Raw genomic sequence first — 15,480 nt, forward strand, 5'->3', positions numbered from 1 at the left:
GTACGGAGGGTGGTTGGGTCGGTCATGAGTGGCCCCCGGCCGGTCGGGCGACGGGCACGGCCAGGCTCGCGGCCGCGGGGACGGGCACCGCCCGCCCGGTGGGGCGCCCGGCGCCGGTGGCGGCGGCCTCGGCCCGGCGGGCGCCGCGCTCGATCCGGCGCTTCTGCCGGCGCGTCAGCTGACCGGGCCGGCGGCCGCCGACGACCCGCGCGGTGACGAAGAGGACCAGCACGATGATCATCAGGGTCAGCGCCGCCGCGAAGGCGCGCGCGATCATCTCGGGGTAGGGCTGCTTGACGTAGTTCCAGATGTACAGCGGCAGCGAGACCTGGTGCCCGCTGAACGGGTTGCCATTGAACTGCGAGGTGAATCCCGAGGTCAGCAGCACCGGGGAGGTCTCCCCGACGCCGCGCGCCATGCCGAGCACCACGGCGGTGACCAGGCCGGGCCGGGCGGTGGGCAGCACGACGTTCCACACCGTCCGCCACTGGCTGCCGCCGAGCGCGTACGACGCCTCGCGCAGGGTGCCCGGGACGAGCCGGATCACCACCTCGGCGGCCCGGGTGACGATCGGCATCATCATCACGGTGAGCGCCAGCGAGGCGGCGAAGCCGCTCTTCTCGAAGCCGAAGGTGATGATCACGACGCCGAGGATGAAGAGCCCGGCGACGATCGACGGCAGGGCGGTCATCGCCTCGACGAGGGTCCGGACCGGCCGTGCCAGCCGGCCGCCGACCTCGGACATGAAGACGGCCGCCGCGATCCCCAGCGGCACGGCGAACAGCGTGGCCAGGCCGAGCTGTTCGAGCGAGCCGACGATGGCGTTGAGGGCGCCGCCCGAGGTGATCGGGGAGAGCGCGGCGGTGTGGTCCATCGACTCGGTGAAGAAGTTGAGGTGCTTGGCCGCCTCCTGGCCGCGCACCAGCACGTAGCCGATCTGGTCGCCGATCATGGCGACCACCAGCGCCCCGGAGCTCCAGGCGAGCAGCGAGACCAGGCGTTCGCGGACCATCAGCGGGCCCCACTGGAGCCGGCCGATGGTGTAGTAGCCGGCGAGGAAGAGGAGGTCCCAGCAGAGCAGGAAGCCGAGCGCGCCGCTGAACGGCAGGATCCGCTCGTAGAGCAGCCAGTCCAGGGCCAGCGAGCCGGTCAGCGCGCCGACCACGGTCAGCACGTCCTCGGCGGTGACGCCGCCGAGCTTCACCCGCTTCTCGGGGCGGGGCGGGCCGGCGGGGGCGCCGGAAGGGGCGCCGGCGGGCTCGGCGGCCGGTCCGGCGGCCGGGGCCGGCGGCAGGTCGAGGGTGGTCATCGGGGCGTCCCTTCACGGCGGAGCGGCAGCGGGCGGTGGTCGGAGCGGTCGGCCACGGTCAGTCCGCCGTCGACGCGCCGGAGCGGGACCGGTTGATCACGAAGCCGGCCGCCAGGTTGACCAGCAGGGTGAGTGCGAAGAGCACCAGCCCGGCCGCCATCAGCGCGGAGAGCGAGAGCTCGTCCGACTCGCCGAACCGCAGCGCGATCAGCGCCGAGATCGAGTTGGCGCCGTTCTCCAGCACGTGCGTGATCGCCTTGAAGTTCGGCGAGATGATCAGCGCGACGGCGATGGTCTCGCCCATCGCCCGCCCGAAGCCGAGCATCACCGCGCCGATCACACCGCCGCGGCCGAAGGGCAGCACGACGGTGCGGATCATCCCCCAGCGGGTGGAGCCCAGGGCGAAGGCGCCCTCCCGCTCGCCCTGCGGGGCCTGCGAGAAGACCTCGCGGCTGAGCGAGGCGACGATCGGGATGATCATCAGCGAGACGACCACGCCGGCGATGAAGGTGGAGGAGGTGTACGAGGTGCCGATGTCGCCGGTGCGCACCTTGAGGAACGGGATCGCGTCGCCGAGGTGGTTGGCCATCCAGCGGACGAAGCCGATGATCCGCGGCTGGAGGAAGAACAGCCCCCAGAGTCCGTAGACGATGCTGGGGATCGCCGCCATCAGGTCGACCAGGGAGACCAGCGCGGCCCGCAGCCGCACCGGCGCGTACTCGGAGATGAAGACCGCCGTGCCGAGCGCCACCGGGACGGCGATGACCAGCGCGATCACGGCGATCAGCAGGCCGTTCGGCAGCACCGCGGCGATGCCGAAGTTGTGCGCCTGGGTCTGCCACTTCTGCTCGGTGAGGAAGGACCAGCCGACCTCCCGCAGCGCGGTCGTCCCGCGCAGGATCAGGAAGAACGCGATCAGCCCCATGATCGCGAAGACGGAGAGCCCGGCCGCCCGCAGCGCCCCGCGGAACACCCGGTCTCCCGGGGTCGCTGGGGCGGTGATGACGCGGGGGACATCGGATTCTGGTGGACGTGGAGCCCCGGCGTACGGTGCCGCGGGCTCGGCGGCGGCTGTCATGGTCTGCTCTCCGGCGCGCTCGGTACGGAAGTACTCGGTACAGGGAGGCCCGGGCGGTGCTGCCCGGGGAGGAGAACTCGGCGGGGCCGGAACGGCGGCCCCGCCGAGTCGTGTCACTGCCGCTGCGGGGTCAGGGCCGGCGGCGCACCCGCGCCCAGCCCCGGGACACCGCGGACACGGCCCGCTCGCCGGCGGGGGTCCCGCCGAGGAAGAGCGCCGCCGGGCCGCCGACCAGCAGCACCAGCCCCGCGATCACCGCGACCGGCAGCAGCAGCCGCGCGGTGCCGGCCCGGTCGGCCGCGGGCGTGCCGGCCGCCACCGGGGCGGCGGCGAGCGGTCCGGAGGAGCCGCTCGGCGTGGCGGCGGGCTTGGCCGCGGCCGGTGCCGCCGCCCCGCCCGCGGCGGCGGCCGCGCCGCCGGAGGAGGTGCCGAGGCCGCTCTCCGTGCCGAGGCCGGTGCCGCCGGTGGTGCCGGAGGAGGTGGTGCCGGTACCGCCGGCGGCGGACGAACCGCCGTCGGTGCCGCCACCGGCCGTCCCGTCGGTGACCGGGGCGGTCACGCCGCCGCCGGCCGTGCCCGATCCGGTCTCCGTCCCGGAGCCCCCGGTCGTGGTCGTCCCGCCCCCGTCGGTGGCGGGCGGCGCCGGCGGGGCCACCTGGTTGCCCGGCCACTTGGCGTCCTGGCTCTCGACGTGCTTGGCCGCGTCGAGCGTCTGCTGCCGCTGGGCCCCGGTGAGGCTGAGGAAGCCCGGCGCGAGCTTGCCCGGCTCGATGCCGTACACCTGGCCGCTGCCCGCGACGGTGGTGAGGAAGCGCGTGATCGCGGCCGCCGTGCCCGTCGCCACCCCGCCGGTCGGCACCATCGCGTACTGGACGGTGGTCAGCGGGTAGGCCTGGGTGTCACGGGAGAAGGCCGTGTCGGCCGTGCCGTAGGGCAGCAGCTGGGTGCCGGTGGCGGGGTCGGTCGGCATGTCGGCCACCGCCGCCTGGAGGCCGTTGGTGCTCGGCGTGACGAAGCTGCCCGCCGGGTTGCGCAGGGCCGCCTCGGGCAGCGAGAAGGCCTTGGCCTGGGCGCTGTCCATGATGGCGAACAGCTTGCGGTCACCGCGCGCCATCGGGTCGCACTTCAGGTGGTTGCCGGTGGCCGGGTCGGCCATCCAGAGCTGGCAGGTGGACCGGTTCTCCTGGATGGTGCGCAGGACTTGGGTGAGACCGCCGAGGACGGGGTTCCACTCGAACTGCCGGGCGTGCTTGGCCGCCTCGCTGGCGTCCGTCGGACCGGTGAAGTCCTGCGGCTGGATGGCGTCCACCGGGAAGCCGGAGTAGGCGCCGCGCCGGTAGAAGGTGTTGACCTGCATCCCCCACGGGTCCTCCTCGCCGTCCAGGAACCGGACGGCCTCCGGGTCCGAGGCGATCCACGAGGTCAGCTGGTAGATCAGGTCGGTGGTGCCGCCGACGATGGTCGGCTCGAAGGTCGCCGGCGCACAGGCCGCGGGCCACTTCGAGGAGCTGCCCGCCGGGAACCGGTTGAACTGCAGGAAGTCCGGGTCCGCGAAGATGCAGCTGGGGTTGCCGTTCACCGACGCGACCGGGCTGCCCGGCGGCGCGTACGACTGGGTGAGCAGCTTGGCCAGCAGCCGGGGGGTCAGCTTCATGTCGCGCAGCTCGCGCCCGGTGTCCGGGTCGTCGACGAGGAACACCACCGAGATCGCGGTGCTCGCCAGCGGCGCGTAGACGTACGGCCGGGCCGGCGTCGCGGTGTCGGGGCGTGCGGTCAGCGCGACGTCGACGCCGGAGGAGCCGCCCAGGAACGCCGCCCGGGCCTGCGGCTCGCCGCCGGAGGAGGAGTACTGGAAGGCGAGTGGGGACTCCGCCAGGCAGAGGCCGGAACGCCACTGCTGGACGGCCCGGTTGGCCATCTCCAGGCCGGCCGCCTTGAACTCCGCGGCCCGGCTGTCGCAGTCGGCGGCGGTCGCCGAGAAGGACAGCGGGACGACGGTCCGCTTGTCCCAGGCGCACTGCTCACCGATCTGGAAGCCGGCGTTCCGGTTGCCCTCCCACTCAGCTCCGTAGGCCTCCAGCCCGCCGTCGCTCGCGGTGTTGAAGAACCCGTCGATGTCGCTGAGGTGGTCGGTGCAGTCCACGGCGCCGTTCCGCGCCTTGTACGGATCCTGGGTGTCGCCGCCGTAGTTGGGCTCGATCACCAGGGAGCACGGGTGGGTCGCGTCACAGCCGAGCGAGGGGCTCTGGGTGGCCGTCCACACCTCGATGCTGGTCGCCCCCGAGCCGTCGGCGCCGGTCGGCGCGATCGCCATGTTGGAGGGGAAGTCCGGTGTCGTGGTGCCCTCGGCCGGGGCCTTCTGGTTGAACCCCGCGGCGGCGTCGGCGTTGTAGAGCTTGCTGCCGTAGCAGTCGGTGATCTTGGGATCGACGCCGCGGCACTGGTAGACCCGGACGGCGTAGAGCGCCTGCTTCGACCCCTTGGTGACGACGGTCAGCGGGGTGCCCGAGGTGTCGACCGTCGGGGTGAACCCGCTCCAGGAGACCTGGAGCACCTGGTTGGAGAGGTCCTTGGTCTGGGCGACCGTCACGCTGCCCTCGGCGCCCTCCTCCCAGGTGTTCGGGTCCCACACCTTGGGGCCGGGCTTCGTCACGGCGGAGGACTGCGCCGCCTCGGCCTGCGGCAACGCGCCGAGGCCGATGGGGGCCACGCCGAGCGCCACCACCACCGACCAGACGAGAGCGACCGCCGGCAACCTCCGGCGCCACCTCCCGCGTCTCGCATCGGGTAGTAGTCGGAGTCTCATGACGGGCACCTCCGTGCGAACGCGCACCGCCGTGACGCGGCGCGAGAGTGGATCAGGCGGCGAGCGGGCCGGCGGTTCCGGTTCGCATCCATTCGGCCAGCCGTACATGGCCGGATCCGGTCGTACCGATGTACGAGACCCCAACGTGACGACTCTGTAGCGGAGTTGGGAACTCCGCAACGAACGGCGAGCCCGTGCCGTCGCACGGACCCGCCGCAGTGCCGGGCAGTCGGCAGGTGTCAGCTGCCGGCGGTGAAGGTCAGCGAGAAGTTGCCGACCGACTGGCCGCCCTTGAAGAACGAGGTGTTCAGCTTGGTGTCGACGAACTGCGCGCCCTCGGCGTCCACCCGGAGGTCCGCGGCGGTGACCGTCTGGGTGGCACCGGACCGGGTGATGTCGGTCGTGCCGGCCGGGTCGAGCAGCGCCACCGGAGCGGTGCCGCCCACCGGGACACCGGTGATCGCCCAGCTGTCCGCGCTGAACGCGAGCTGCTTGAAGACGGCGCTCTTGCCGGTGAACAGGTTGACGAACAGCAGGCTGCCGCCGAGCTGGACGTTGCCGTAGTAGCCCTGCAGGTTGACGTCACCGCCGGTGACCGGGAACGAGGTGGAGAAACCCGAGGCGGGGTCGTAGGACGGGGTGGCGGTCGGCAGCGGGATGACCACCAGACCGTTCAGGGCCGAGTCCTTCAGGAAGGTGGTGCTCTCGTGCACCACCACGCTGCCGGTCGGGGCCGCCGGGGCGGCGTCGGCGGCGGCCGCACCGCTCATACCGGTCACGGCGAGAACGACGGCTGCACCGGTGGCGGCAAGGCGGGCGCGGGTACGCGTCATGCTGAACTCCTTGGGAGAGGTGAGAGGTTGTGCGTGGTGCGAGCGGTCGGTCGGACCGCCCCGACAGCGCCCTCCCCCGCACTGCCCGGCGGGGGAGGAGGCCGAAGTCGTTGGGGTGCGCGCCCGGGTCAGGCCGTCGAGCCGCAGGCGGCGCCGGGGAGCCGGAGGAAGCCGTAATTCCTGACGTCGTTGGCCGCGGTGGTGCTGGTGCAGATCCAGCCCGAGGGGCCGAAGATCGCCCGCAGCGCGATGCCCTTCGCCCCGGTGCCCGCCCAGTCGCTCTGGCGCACGACGTCCCAGAGCAGCCGGCCGTAGGCACTCGCGGCGAGCGGCGCGTTGATCGTGCCGGCCGTGGCGTTGACCGGGGCGATGCCGTCGACGGCGCGCACGGTCAGGACGCCGGCCGCGTCCACCGGGGTGCTGTGGCCGTACACGGTCTGGCCGAGGTAGTGGCCGACCGAGTAGGGGATGAGCACGTTCGGGTCGTTCAGCACCGGGTCGACGCCCTGGTTGTCGGCCGGCCCGGTGGTCACGCAGGCACCGGGGGTCGTGACGCCGATCGCGCCCAGGAAGAGCGTCCGCACACCGGAGGCGGCCTGCGGCAGGTACGGCTTGACGGTGGCGTTCGGCAGCCCGGTGCCGAGCTGGGCCCAGTTGGTGACGGTGCACTGGTAGATGGCCCTGAGCTGCACCGTGGTGAGGTTGGCCGGGGCGTTGCCGCCGGACTTCGCCGCCCAGGTGACGGCGTCCTTGGCCAGCGCGACGAAGGTGTCGGAGGCCGGGTCGGACGCCTGCCGCGGCCGGTCCACCCGGACGAAGTCGACCGCACTGGGCACCGCGTTGAGCTGCACCAGGCCGTCGCCGACGCCCGCCGGGCGGGGGATCGCCGCCGCGCCCGCCCTCGGGGTGATCGTCGGGGAGCCGGTCGAGTCGAAGCTGTACAGCCGCGGCGAGGTGGTGTTGCCGCCGCCCGCCAGGAAGGCGTTGTAGTCCGTCGAGAACTGGCCGAACAGCGGGCCGGTGGTCTGCGCCCCCACCCCGACGATGTCGTCGGGCCCGGGCAGCACGGGCGGATCGGCGGCGGCCGGGCCGGCCAGGGCGGTGGCGGCGAGGGCGGCGGCGGCGAGCAGGGCTGTTCCAGCGGTCCTGCGCATGTGTCCGGCTCCTGCGGATGCGAAGGGAGGGGCGGGGCGGGCGGGTGTCGCGGTGCGGGTGTGGCCGGCGGCCACGGGCCGAAGCCCGTGGCCGCCGGGTGGTACGAGCGTGATCAGTGGGTGATCAGCTGTGGGTGGTGCTGCCGCAGGCGGCGGCCGGGAGCGGCAGGAAGCCGTAGCTCTTGATGTCGTTGGTGGCGGTGGTGTTGGTGCAGATCCAGCCGGAGGGGCCGAAGATCGCGCGCAGCGCGGTGCCGTGGGCGTCGGTGGCGGCCCACTCGGTGTCACGGACGACGTTGTAGACCACGCGACCGAAGGCCGAGGCGGCGAACGGGGCGTTGATGGTGTTGGTGGTGGTGTTGACCGGCACCAGGGTGCCGACGTTGCGCAGGGTCAGGTTGCCCGGGGCCGAGGTGGGGGTGCTGTGGCCACCGACGGTCTGGCTCAGGTACGAGGCGACCGAGTACGGGAAGACGATGTCGTCACCGTTGAGGCGGGTGTCGACGCCCTCGTTCTCCTCCGGGCCGTCCTGGACACAGGTGCCGACGGTCGGGTTGCCGATCGCGGTCAGGAAGAAGGACCGGGTGCCGGAGCTGGCCTGCGGCAGCCAGGGCTTGATCGTGGCGCTCGGCAGCGTGGCGCTGATCTGCGTCCAGTTGGTGATGGTGCAGTCGTAGATGCCCTTGAGCTGGGCGGCGGTCAGGCTCGCCGGGGCGTGGCCACCGGACTTGGCGGACCAGGTGACCGCGTCCTTGGCGAAGGCGACGAAGATGTCCGAGGCCGGGTCGGTGGCCTTCGGGGCACGCGAGGAGCGGGCCACGTCGACCTTGGAGCCCGCGGTGTTCAGCTCGGTGATGCCGGCGCCGGAGCCGTTCGGGCGGGTGATCGAGGAGGCGCCCGACTTCGGGGTGATGCTGGCGGAGCCCGTGGCGTCCCAGCTGTAGTAGCGCGGCGACGTGGTGTTGCCGAGGCCGGTCAGGTAGGCGTTGTAGTCGGTCGAGAACTGGGTCGACACGGCCTGGGTGGTGTCGGAGCCGACGCTCACGATGTCCTGGGCGGCCGGGGTGACGCCCGGGTCGGCGACGGCGGTGCCGGCGGCGACGGTGGCGACCGAGGTGGCGATGGCGGCAACGGCGAGCAGCTTGGCAGCGGTCTTGCGCATGGTCCTGTTCCTCCGGTGGGAGAGACGTGCATCGCTGTACCCGGACCCTGGTTGGGGTTCCGGGGCCGGCTGACCGCGTCCGCGGCGGCCGCTCCGGCAGAGCTGATCCTGTCGGGCGCGGTGGTACCGCCGGAAGGGACGCCGGTGGCGTCCGGCGATTGTCGACTCATCGGTTCGGACAGGTTTAGTGACTGGTCAGGACGGGCGTGGCGGGTGGGAAAGCCGCAGGTCGGAGGCCGGTGACGTTCTTCTCCAGGTGGTGGCCCGGGGTGTTGCCGGAAACCTGCGCTTCACCGGGGAGGGGGCGGGGCTCCTGCCGACGGGGCGACGGCGGAGCACCGGCGGAGAGCCCGCGAGGAGCCCGCGAGAGTGCGCGAGAGTGCGCGAGGCAGGCGGAAGGGCGCGGCGGCACGGGGGCGCAGGCGGTACGGGCGGTACGGGCGGCGCGGGCGGTACGGGCGGTACAGGGCGGGCCCGGGCGGTACAGGGCGGTACAGGGCGGGCCCGGGCGGCTCTACCAGGGCCGGCGGGCGCCCGTTCTGCGCAGCTCCTGGCCGATCCACTGGAGCCCGGTCAGGAAGCCGTCGACCCCGGCCTGGCACTGGTCGCGCCGGAGGTAGCCGCGGGCGCTGCGGGCCACCGGGCCGGCCTCGACCGCGCCGGGGCGGGTGCTGCGGACGGGCAGGTGGGCGGTCCAGACCCAGAGCCGGGCCTCGGACTGACCGAGGGTGCACCGCAGCGCGGCCCGTTCGATGATCAGTTCTCTGACCGCTTCGGCGAGTTCGTCCTCGCCCCGGTACGTCCGGACGCCGACGCCGAGCGGCCGGCCGTTGGCCGCGCGCAGGGCCCAGCCGAGACAGCGGTCGGCGGTGGGGACGATCAGCAGGCGTGGTCCGCGGCGTTCAGCGGGCGGCATCGGAGGCTCTCGACGCCGCGGTGCGCTCGGGGAGTTCGAGCGCCGGCTGCTTCGCCAGCAGGACCACGAATCTTCGGAAGGCGTTCTGGCAGGTCGCGTACCGCTCGTACGCGCGGCTGGAGCGGACCTCGGGGACGGTGCGGGAGCCGGGGACGACCCAGACCCAGCCGATGCCGTCCCGGACGTGCGTGATCCGGGCGACGAGGGCGTCGGCTCCGGCCCGTAAACCGTCGAAGCCGAGCTCGGCCTCGACGGCCGTCCGGTACGCGGCCGGGGTGATCGCCACGACGCGGCCGTTCGGCGCCTTGAGCTGCCACCGGTACCGGCCGTCCGGCGCCCGTTCGGCCCGGAATCCCCCTCGACTTGACCCTGCTGCGGTGTGACCGCGGCCCGACGCGTCCACTGCTCCCCCAGTCCGGTACCCCTCCGAGACGGGAGTAAAGCTATGTGTGCACACAAGCGCGCCGGAAGGGCAGGAAATGCACAACTTGCTCCGTTGGCCGCGAAGTTCTCCCTCGTTAAACTTTCACCGACTGCACACCAAGCGCCCCCTGCGCCCCCGTCTCCATCACAGGCCGTTCGAGAACGTGCCACGGACGACCCGTGACCTGCGCGGGGCCCCGCGCGCCCGCGCACGACACCCCGCACCCGCTCCACGTCGGCCCCGCACCGGCTGTCGGCGGCTCAGAGCCGGGCCGTCCAGCGCACCATCGTCCCCTTCCCGTACGGCCCCGGCTCGTGCCAGGCATCGCCGCCGAGGGCCTCGGCCCGCCGGGCGAGGTTGCGCAGGCCGCTGCGCCGCCCGTTCGGCGGGATGCCCACGCCGTCGTCGGTGACGGTCAGCAGCACCCCCGGCCGGCCCGCGCGGTCCAGCGACTCCGGGTCCCCGCTGACCGGGCGGCCCTCGTCGTCCAGGTGCACCGTCGCGTCGACCTCCACGCCGACCCGCGAGGCCCGCGCGTGCCGGGCCGTGTTAGAGAGCATCTCCCGCAGTGCGGCGAGCAGTTGACGGCCGGTCTTCTCACCGACCAGGCTCTCCACCGGGCCGGTGAAGGTCACCGAGGGCTTGAAGCCGAGGGCCGCCGCGGCCTGGCTGCCCTCCCGCAGGACCCTCGTCCGCAGGGTGTCCGGCGCATCGCCCTCGTTGTCGTGCTGGAGGGCGTAGATGGTGGTGCGGACCTCCTGGATGGTGGCGTCCAGCTCGTCCACCGCCTTGCCGATGCCGACCTTCACCTCGGGGACGACGGCCCGCCGGGCGGCGCTCTCCAGCATCATCCCGGTGGCGAACAGCCGCTGGATCACCAGGTCGTGGAGGTCGCGGGCGATCCGGTCGCGGTCCTGGAAGACGGCCAGCCGCTGCTGGTCCCGCTGGCCCTCGGCGAGCCGCAGGGCCAGCGCGGCCTGCGAGGCGAAGGTCTCGGCGAGCTGCTTCTCGGTGTCGGTGAACGGCGTCGCGCCGCGCGAGCGCCAGACGCAGAGACCGCCGAGCACCCGGCCCGCGGCGACCATCGGCACGGCCATCGACGGGCCGAAGCTGCGGGCCAGCCGGATCACCACCGTCGGGTCGCTGGACATGTCGTCCAGGTAGACGCTCTCGCCCTTCAGCAGCCGGGCCGCGAAGCTGTCCGGCGGGAGCAGCTCGCCGCGGACGAACTCGGCGGCCTCACCGGAGGCGTGGGCCACCCGCATCTGGCCCTCGTCCTCCCCGCCGGAGGTCGGCAGCAGGATCATGCCGAGCGCGGCGTCGGCCAGCTCCCGCACCTGCTCGGCCGCGACGGTCAGCGCGACCTCCGCCTCGTCGGTGGAGAGCAGCGCGGTGGTGACGGCGGCGGCGCCGGCGATCCAGCGCTCGCGGCGCCGGCCCTCCTCGTACAGCCGGGAGTTCTCGATCGCGACGCCGGCCGCCGCGGCGAGCGCGTGCACCACCTGCTCGTCCTCGGGGGTGAAGGCGCCGCCGCCCTTCTTCTCGGTGAGGTAGAGGTTGCCGAACACCTCCTCGCGGATCCGGATCGGCTCGCCGAGGAAGGTCCGCATCTGGGGGTGGTGCGACGGGAAGCCCGAGGAGCGCGGGTCGCTGGAGAGGTCGGACAGGCGCAGCGGCTCCGGCCGGTCGATCAGCGCGCCGAGGATGCCGCGGCCGGCCGGCAGCTCGCCGATCGCGGCGGCGGTGGCGTCGTCGATCCCGACGTGGATGAAGTCGGCCAGGCCGTGCCGGCCGGGCGCGATCACCCCGAGCGCGGCGTACCGGGCGTCGACGAGTTCGGCGGCGCCGGTGGCGATCCGGTGCAGCGTGGCGTGCAGGTCGAGGCCGGCGCCGACCGACACCACGGCCTCCAGCAGCCGCTGCATCCGGTCGGTGACGGCGGCCGCCGACTGGAGCCGTTCGGCCACTTCGGTGACCAGCGTGTCCAGCCCGAGCGAGGAGATCTCGGGCACCCGGTGGGGTGTCGGGTCCGGTGCCGGGCCGGGGGTGGCGGCGGCGGGCAGGTCTGGCGTCGGGTCCATGGGACGAGCGTAGTTTGTACGCTTTTCTGCCGGTGGTCGGCGCGGGCCCGGAACGCCGCCGGGCTCGGCCGATCGGGGCGGCCGATCGGGGCAGGTGGTCGGGGCAGGTGGTCGGGATGGGCCGACGGGCTCGGCACGCCGCCGGAGCCGACGCCCCACCTGCTCAGCGCCCCACCGGCTCAGCGCCCCACCGGCTCAGCGCCCCGCCGGCTCCAGCGGCCGGCCCGCCCCGACCGGCCCGCCCACCTCCCGCTCGCGCTCGCGCATCGCCCACAGCCGCCCGCCGGGCCGGTCGGCCAGCTCGGCCCAGCTGCCGCGCTCGGCCACCCGCCCGCCGTCCAGGACGATCACCTCGTCCACCGTGGTGGCGTCCAGGCCGGCCAGCCGGTGGGTGATCAGCACGGTGGTCCGGCCCGCCGTGGCGGCCAGCAGGTCGGCGGTGAGGGCGTCGGCGGTGGGCAGGTCGAGGTGCTCGGCCGGCTCGTCCAGGACGAGCACCGGGAAGTCCGCCAGCAGCGCCCTGGCGAGGGCGAGCCGCCGGCGCTGGCCGCCGGAGAGCCGGGCGCCGTGCTCGCCGACCATCGTGTCCAGGCCGTCCGGGAGGGTCTCCGTCCAGTCCAGCAGCCGGGCGGCGGCGAGGGCCGCGCGCAGCTCCTCCTCGCCGGCGGCCGGGCGGGCGAGCCGGAGGTTCTCCCGCAGGGTGCTGTCGAAGACGTGGGCGTCCTGCGCGCAGAGCCCGATCACCCGGCGGACGTCCTCCCCGGCCAGCTCGCGGCTGTCCACAGCCTGTGGACGGCCGGCGGCGAAGGTGATACTGCCCGCGGCCGGGTCGAGGAAGCGCAGCAGCGCCTGGGCGAGCGTGGTCTTGCCGGAGCCCGACGGGCCGACGACGGCGATCCGCCGGCCGGGGGCGAGGTCGAGGTCGACCCCGGCCAGCGCGTCCGTGCCCCGTCCCGGGTGGCGGACGGTCAGGCCGCGGACGGCGATCGGCAGCGGCTGCCCGGGCAGCGCCGCCGGGCGGGCCGGCTCGGCGACCGGCGGCGGCGCGTCCAGCACCTCGGCGAGCCGCTGCTCGGCGGCCCGGCTGCGCCGGCGGGCCTGGACGGCGAGCGGCATGCCGGTGACGGCCTCGAAGGCGGCGAGCGGGGTGAGCACCACCACCGCCAGGCAGACCGGCGCCAGCGCGCCGTCCTGGACGCCCCGGAGGCCGACCGCCGCGGCGGCGGCCACGGTCAGCCCGGTGAGCAGCGTGATCAGCCCGGTGCCGAGGGCCGTGGTGGCGGCGGAGCGGGCGGCCAGCCCGGTCAGGGCGGCGTCGGCCGAGCGGACGGCGGCCAGCCGGCCGGGCAGTGCGCCGGCGACGGTCAGCTCGGCCGTCCCGGTGAGGGTGTCGACCACGGCGGTGGCCAGCCGGCCGCGGGCCGGGGCCTGCCGCTGCTCGGCGCCGGCCGACCAGCGCGCCGACAGTGCCGGCACCACGGCCCCGGCCAGCAGCAGCCCGAGGCCGAGCACCAGGCCGGCGGCCGGCAGGAAGGCGGCCGTCGCGGCGGTGGCGGCCACCGACACCACGGCGGCGACGGCGGCCGGCAGCCGCCAGCGCAGGTAGTGGTCCTGGACGGCGTCGACGTCGGCGACCAGCCGGGAGAGCAGGTCCCCGCGCCGGAAGGCGGGCAGCCCGGCCGGGGCGAGCACGGTCAGCCGGCGGTAGACGGCAGCCCGCAGTGTGCCCAGGGTGCGCAGCACCGCGTCGTGCGAGACGAGCCGCTCGGCGTACCGGAAGACGCTGCGGCCGATGCCGAAGGCCCGGACGGAGGTGACGGCCATCATCAGGTAGAGGACGGGCGGCATCTCGGAGGCGCGGGAGATCAGGTACCCGGAGGTGGCCATCAGGCCGACGGCGCAGCCGAGGGCGAGGGCGCCGAGCAGGACGGAGAGCGCGAGCCGGGGCCGCACCGGCTCCGCCCCGGGCGCCTCCTCCTCGGCCGCGGTGACCGGGACGGGCCGGCCGCTGTGCGGCGCGCGGACCGGCGGGCGGGCGGCGGCCGGCAGTGCCGGGCCGGGCAGCCGGACGTTCCGGTCGGCCACCGCGAGCAGCGCCGGCCGGTGCGCGACCAGCAGCACGGTGCGCGCCGGGTCGGCGGCCAGCTCCCGGACGGCGGCGAGCACGGCCTGTTCGGACTCGCCGTCCAGGTGGGCGGTCGGTTCGTCCAGCAGCACCAGCGGGCGGTCGTCGGCGAGCAGCACCCGGGCGAGTGCCAGCCGCTGCCGCTGGCCGGCCGACAGCCCGGCGCCGTCCTCCCCCAGCACGGTGGCCAGGCCCTGCGGCAGGCCGCGGACGAAGTCGAGCGCGTGCGCGGCCGCCAGGGCCGTCCGCAGCTGCGCGTCGTCCGCGTCCGGCCGGTGGAGCCGCAGGTTGTCGGCGACGGTGCCGGCGAAGAGGTGCGGCTGCTGCGGCACCCAGGCGATCTGCCGCCGCCAGCTCGCCGGCTCCAGCTCGGCGAGGTCGTACGTCCGGCCGTCGGCGGCGGTGATCCGGACGCTCCCGGCGTCCGGCGCGGTGAGGCCGAGCAGGACGGCGAGCAGGGTGGATTTGCCGGCACCGCTCGGGCCGGTCAGCGCGGTGGTGCCGCCCGGGTGGAGCGTCAGTGCGGCGCCGTCCAGTGCGGGCGCCGGCCGGCCGGGGTGCACCACGGTCAGGCCGGTGGCCTCGACGGTGGCGCCGCGCAGGTCGGGTGCGGTGGTGGTGCCGGTCCTCGGCAGCGGGGTCTCCAGCACCCGGAAGAGTTCGTCGGCCGCGGTCAGGCCCTCCACGCTGGAGTGGTAGAGCGCGCCGACCTGGCGGATCGGGAAGTACACCTCGGGGGCGAGGACGAGCACCAGCAGCCCGGTCTCCAGGTCGAGCGTGCCGTCCACCAGCCGGAAGCCGACGGAGACCGCGACCAGTGCCACCGAGAGGGTGGAGAGCAGCTCCAGGGCGAACGAGGAGATGAAGGCGATCCGCAGGGTGCGCAGGGTGGCGCGGCGGTAGTCGGCGGTGATCCGGGCGATGCCGGCCGCCTGGGCGCGGGCCCGGTTGAACACCTTGAGGGTCGGCAGCCCGGCGACGACGTCCAGGAAGTGGTGCGAGAGCCGGGCCAGGGTGGTCCACTGGCGGTCCATCCGGCTCTGGGTGGCCAGGCCGATCAGCACCATGAAGAGCGGGATCAGCGGCAGCGTCCCGGCGATGATCGCGGCCGAGACGAGGTCGGCGCCGCCGATCCGCAGCAGCACGATCACCGGGACGGCCACCGCGAGCGCCAGCTGCGGCAGGTAGCGGGCGAAGTAGTCGTCGAGCGCGTCGATGCCGCGGGTGGCGAGGGTGGTGAGCTCGCCGGTGCGCCGGCCCGCCAGGTAGGCCGGGCCGAGCGCGGTGGCGTGGTCGAGCAGCCGGCGCCGCAGGGTGGCCTTCACCCGGGCGACGGACCGGTGCGCGGTCAGTTCGGTGAGCCAGCCGACCAGCCCGCGGCCGACCGCCGTCAGTGCCAGCAGCAGCAACGGGGTGGTCAGCTCGCCGGCCGTGGCGCGCTGCTGGAAGCCGCGCACCACGATCTCGGCGATCAGGCTCGCCTGGGCGACCACCAGGAGGGCCCCGGCCGTGCCGAGGGCCACCGATCCGGCGAGGAAGGCGCGGGTGGTGCGGGCGTACCCGAGGAGTCGGGGGTCGACCGGCTTCATCGC

10 protein-coding genes are annotated in these 15,480 nt (G+C 74.5%); all 10 read right to left on the reverse strand.

Annotated elements, in window-relative coordinates:
* Positions 1–22: 22 nt before the first annotated feature.
* The 10 genes from pstA to cydD all read right to left on the reverse strand — a co-directional run bounded on the left by pstA (position 23) and on the right by cydD (position 15,477).
* Positions 23–1,309 (reverse strand): phosphate ABC transporter permease PstA, encoded by a 1,287-nt coding sequence (pstA, locus tag OH807_RS20795; protein ID WP_406200991.1) that lies wholly within the window; start codon positions 1,307–1,309, stop codon positions 23–25.
* 58 nt (positions 1,310–1,367) lie between these two features.
* Positions 1,368–2,282, reverse strand: a complete 915-nt coding sequence (gene pstC, locus OH807_RS20800) for a phosphate ABC transporter permease subunit PstC (RefSeq protein WP_406200994.1) — start codon at positions 2,280–2,282, stop codon at positions 1,368–1,370.
* A 235-nt stretch (positions 2,283–2,517) separates the two neighbouring features.
* Positions 2,518–5,142 (reverse strand): hypothetical protein, encoded by a 2,625-nt coding sequence (locus OH807_RS20805; RefSeq protein WP_406200997.1) that lies wholly within the window; start codon positions 5,140–5,142, stop codon positions 2,518–2,520.
* Positions 5,143–5,432: 290 nt separating this feature from the next.
* Positions 5,433–6,026 (reverse strand): hypothetical protein, encoded by a 594-nt coding sequence (locus OH807_RS20810; protein WP_406200999.1) that lies wholly within the window; start codon positions 6,024–6,026, stop codon positions 5,433–5,435.
* A 128-nt stretch (positions 6,027–6,154) separates the two neighbouring features.
* Positions 6,155–7,180, reverse strand: a complete 1,026-nt coding sequence (locus OH807_RS20815; protein WP_406201002.1) for a substrate-binding domain-containing protein — start codon at positions 7,178–7,180, stop codon at positions 6,155–6,157.
* A 124-nt stretch (positions 7,181–7,304) separates the two neighbouring features.
* Positions 7,305–8,342: a PstS family phosphate ABC transporter substrate-binding protein gene (locus OH807_RS20820; protein WP_406201004.1), complete on the reverse strand. Its 1,038-nt coding sequence runs from the start codon at positions 8,340–8,342 to the stop codon at positions 7,305–7,307.
* A gap of 514 nt (positions 8,343–8,856) precedes the next feature.
* The gene (locus OH807_RS20825; protein WP_406201006.1) at positions 8,857–9,258 is read right to left on the reverse strand and encodes a hypothetical protein; all 402 of its coding nucleotides are present in this window, start codon (positions 9,256–9,258) and stop codon (positions 8,857–8,859) included.
* The gene (locus OH807_RS20830; protein WP_406201009.1) at positions 9,245–9,544 is read right to left on the reverse strand and encodes a hypothetical protein; all 300 of its coding nucleotides are present in this window, start codon (positions 9,542–9,544) and stop codon (positions 9,245–9,247) included. Before OH807_RS20830 ends, OH807_RS20825 begins: the two co-directional genes overlap by 14 nt.
* Positions 9,545–9,942: 398 nt before the next feature.
* A complete protein-coding gene (locus tag OH807_RS20835) occupies positions 9,943–11,763 on the reverse strand; it encodes a GAF domain-containing protein (protein WP_406201010.1) in 1,821 nt (606 codons plus the stop codon).
* A gap of 195 nt (positions 11,764–11,958) precedes the next feature.
* Positions 11,959–15,477, reverse strand: a complete 3,519-nt coding sequence (gene cydD / locus OH807_RS20840; RefSeq protein WP_406201013.1) for a thiol reductant ABC exporter subunit CydD — start codon at positions 15,475–15,477, stop codon at positions 11,959–11,961.
* Positions 15,478–15,480: the final 3 nt, after the last annotated feature.

Origin of the sequence: Kitasatospora sp. NBC_01560 (genome assembly GCF_045208415.1) — a bacterium.
Taxonomy (GTDB): Bacteria; Actinomycetota; Actinomycetes; order Streptomycetales; family Streptomycetaceae; genus Kitasatospora.

Excerpts from the sequence above, each read along its gene's own strand:
- OH807_RS20815 (WP_406201002.1), bottom strand. The coding sequence starts at position 7,180 with ATGCGCAGGACCGCTGGAACAGCCCTGCTCGCCGCCGCCGCCCTCGCC.
- OH807_RS20820 (WP_406201004.1), bottom strand. The coding sequence starts at position 8,342 with ATGCGCAAGACCGCTGCCAAGCTGCTCGCCGTTGCCGCCATCGCCACC.
- OH807_RS20810 (WP_406200999.1), bottom strand. The coding sequence starts at position 6,026 with ATGACGCGTACCCGCGCCCGCCTTGCCGCCACCGGTGCAGCCGTCGTT.
- pstA (WP_406200991.1), bottom strand. The coding sequence starts at position 1,309 with ATGACCACCCTCGACCTGCCGCCGGCCCCGGCCGCCGGACCGGCCGCC.
- OH807_RS20835 (WP_406201010.1), bottom strand. The coding sequence starts at position 11,763 with ATGGACCCGACGCCAGACCTGCCCGCCGCCGCCACCCCCGGCCCGGCA.
- OH807_RS20825 (WP_406201006.1), bottom strand. The coding sequence starts at position 9,258 with ATGCCGCCCGCTGAACGCCGCGGACCACGCCTGCTGATCGTCCCCACC.
- cydD (WP_406201013.1), bottom strand. The coding sequence starts at position 15,477 with ATGAAGCCGGTCGACCCCCGACTCCTCGGGTACGCCCGCACCACCCGC.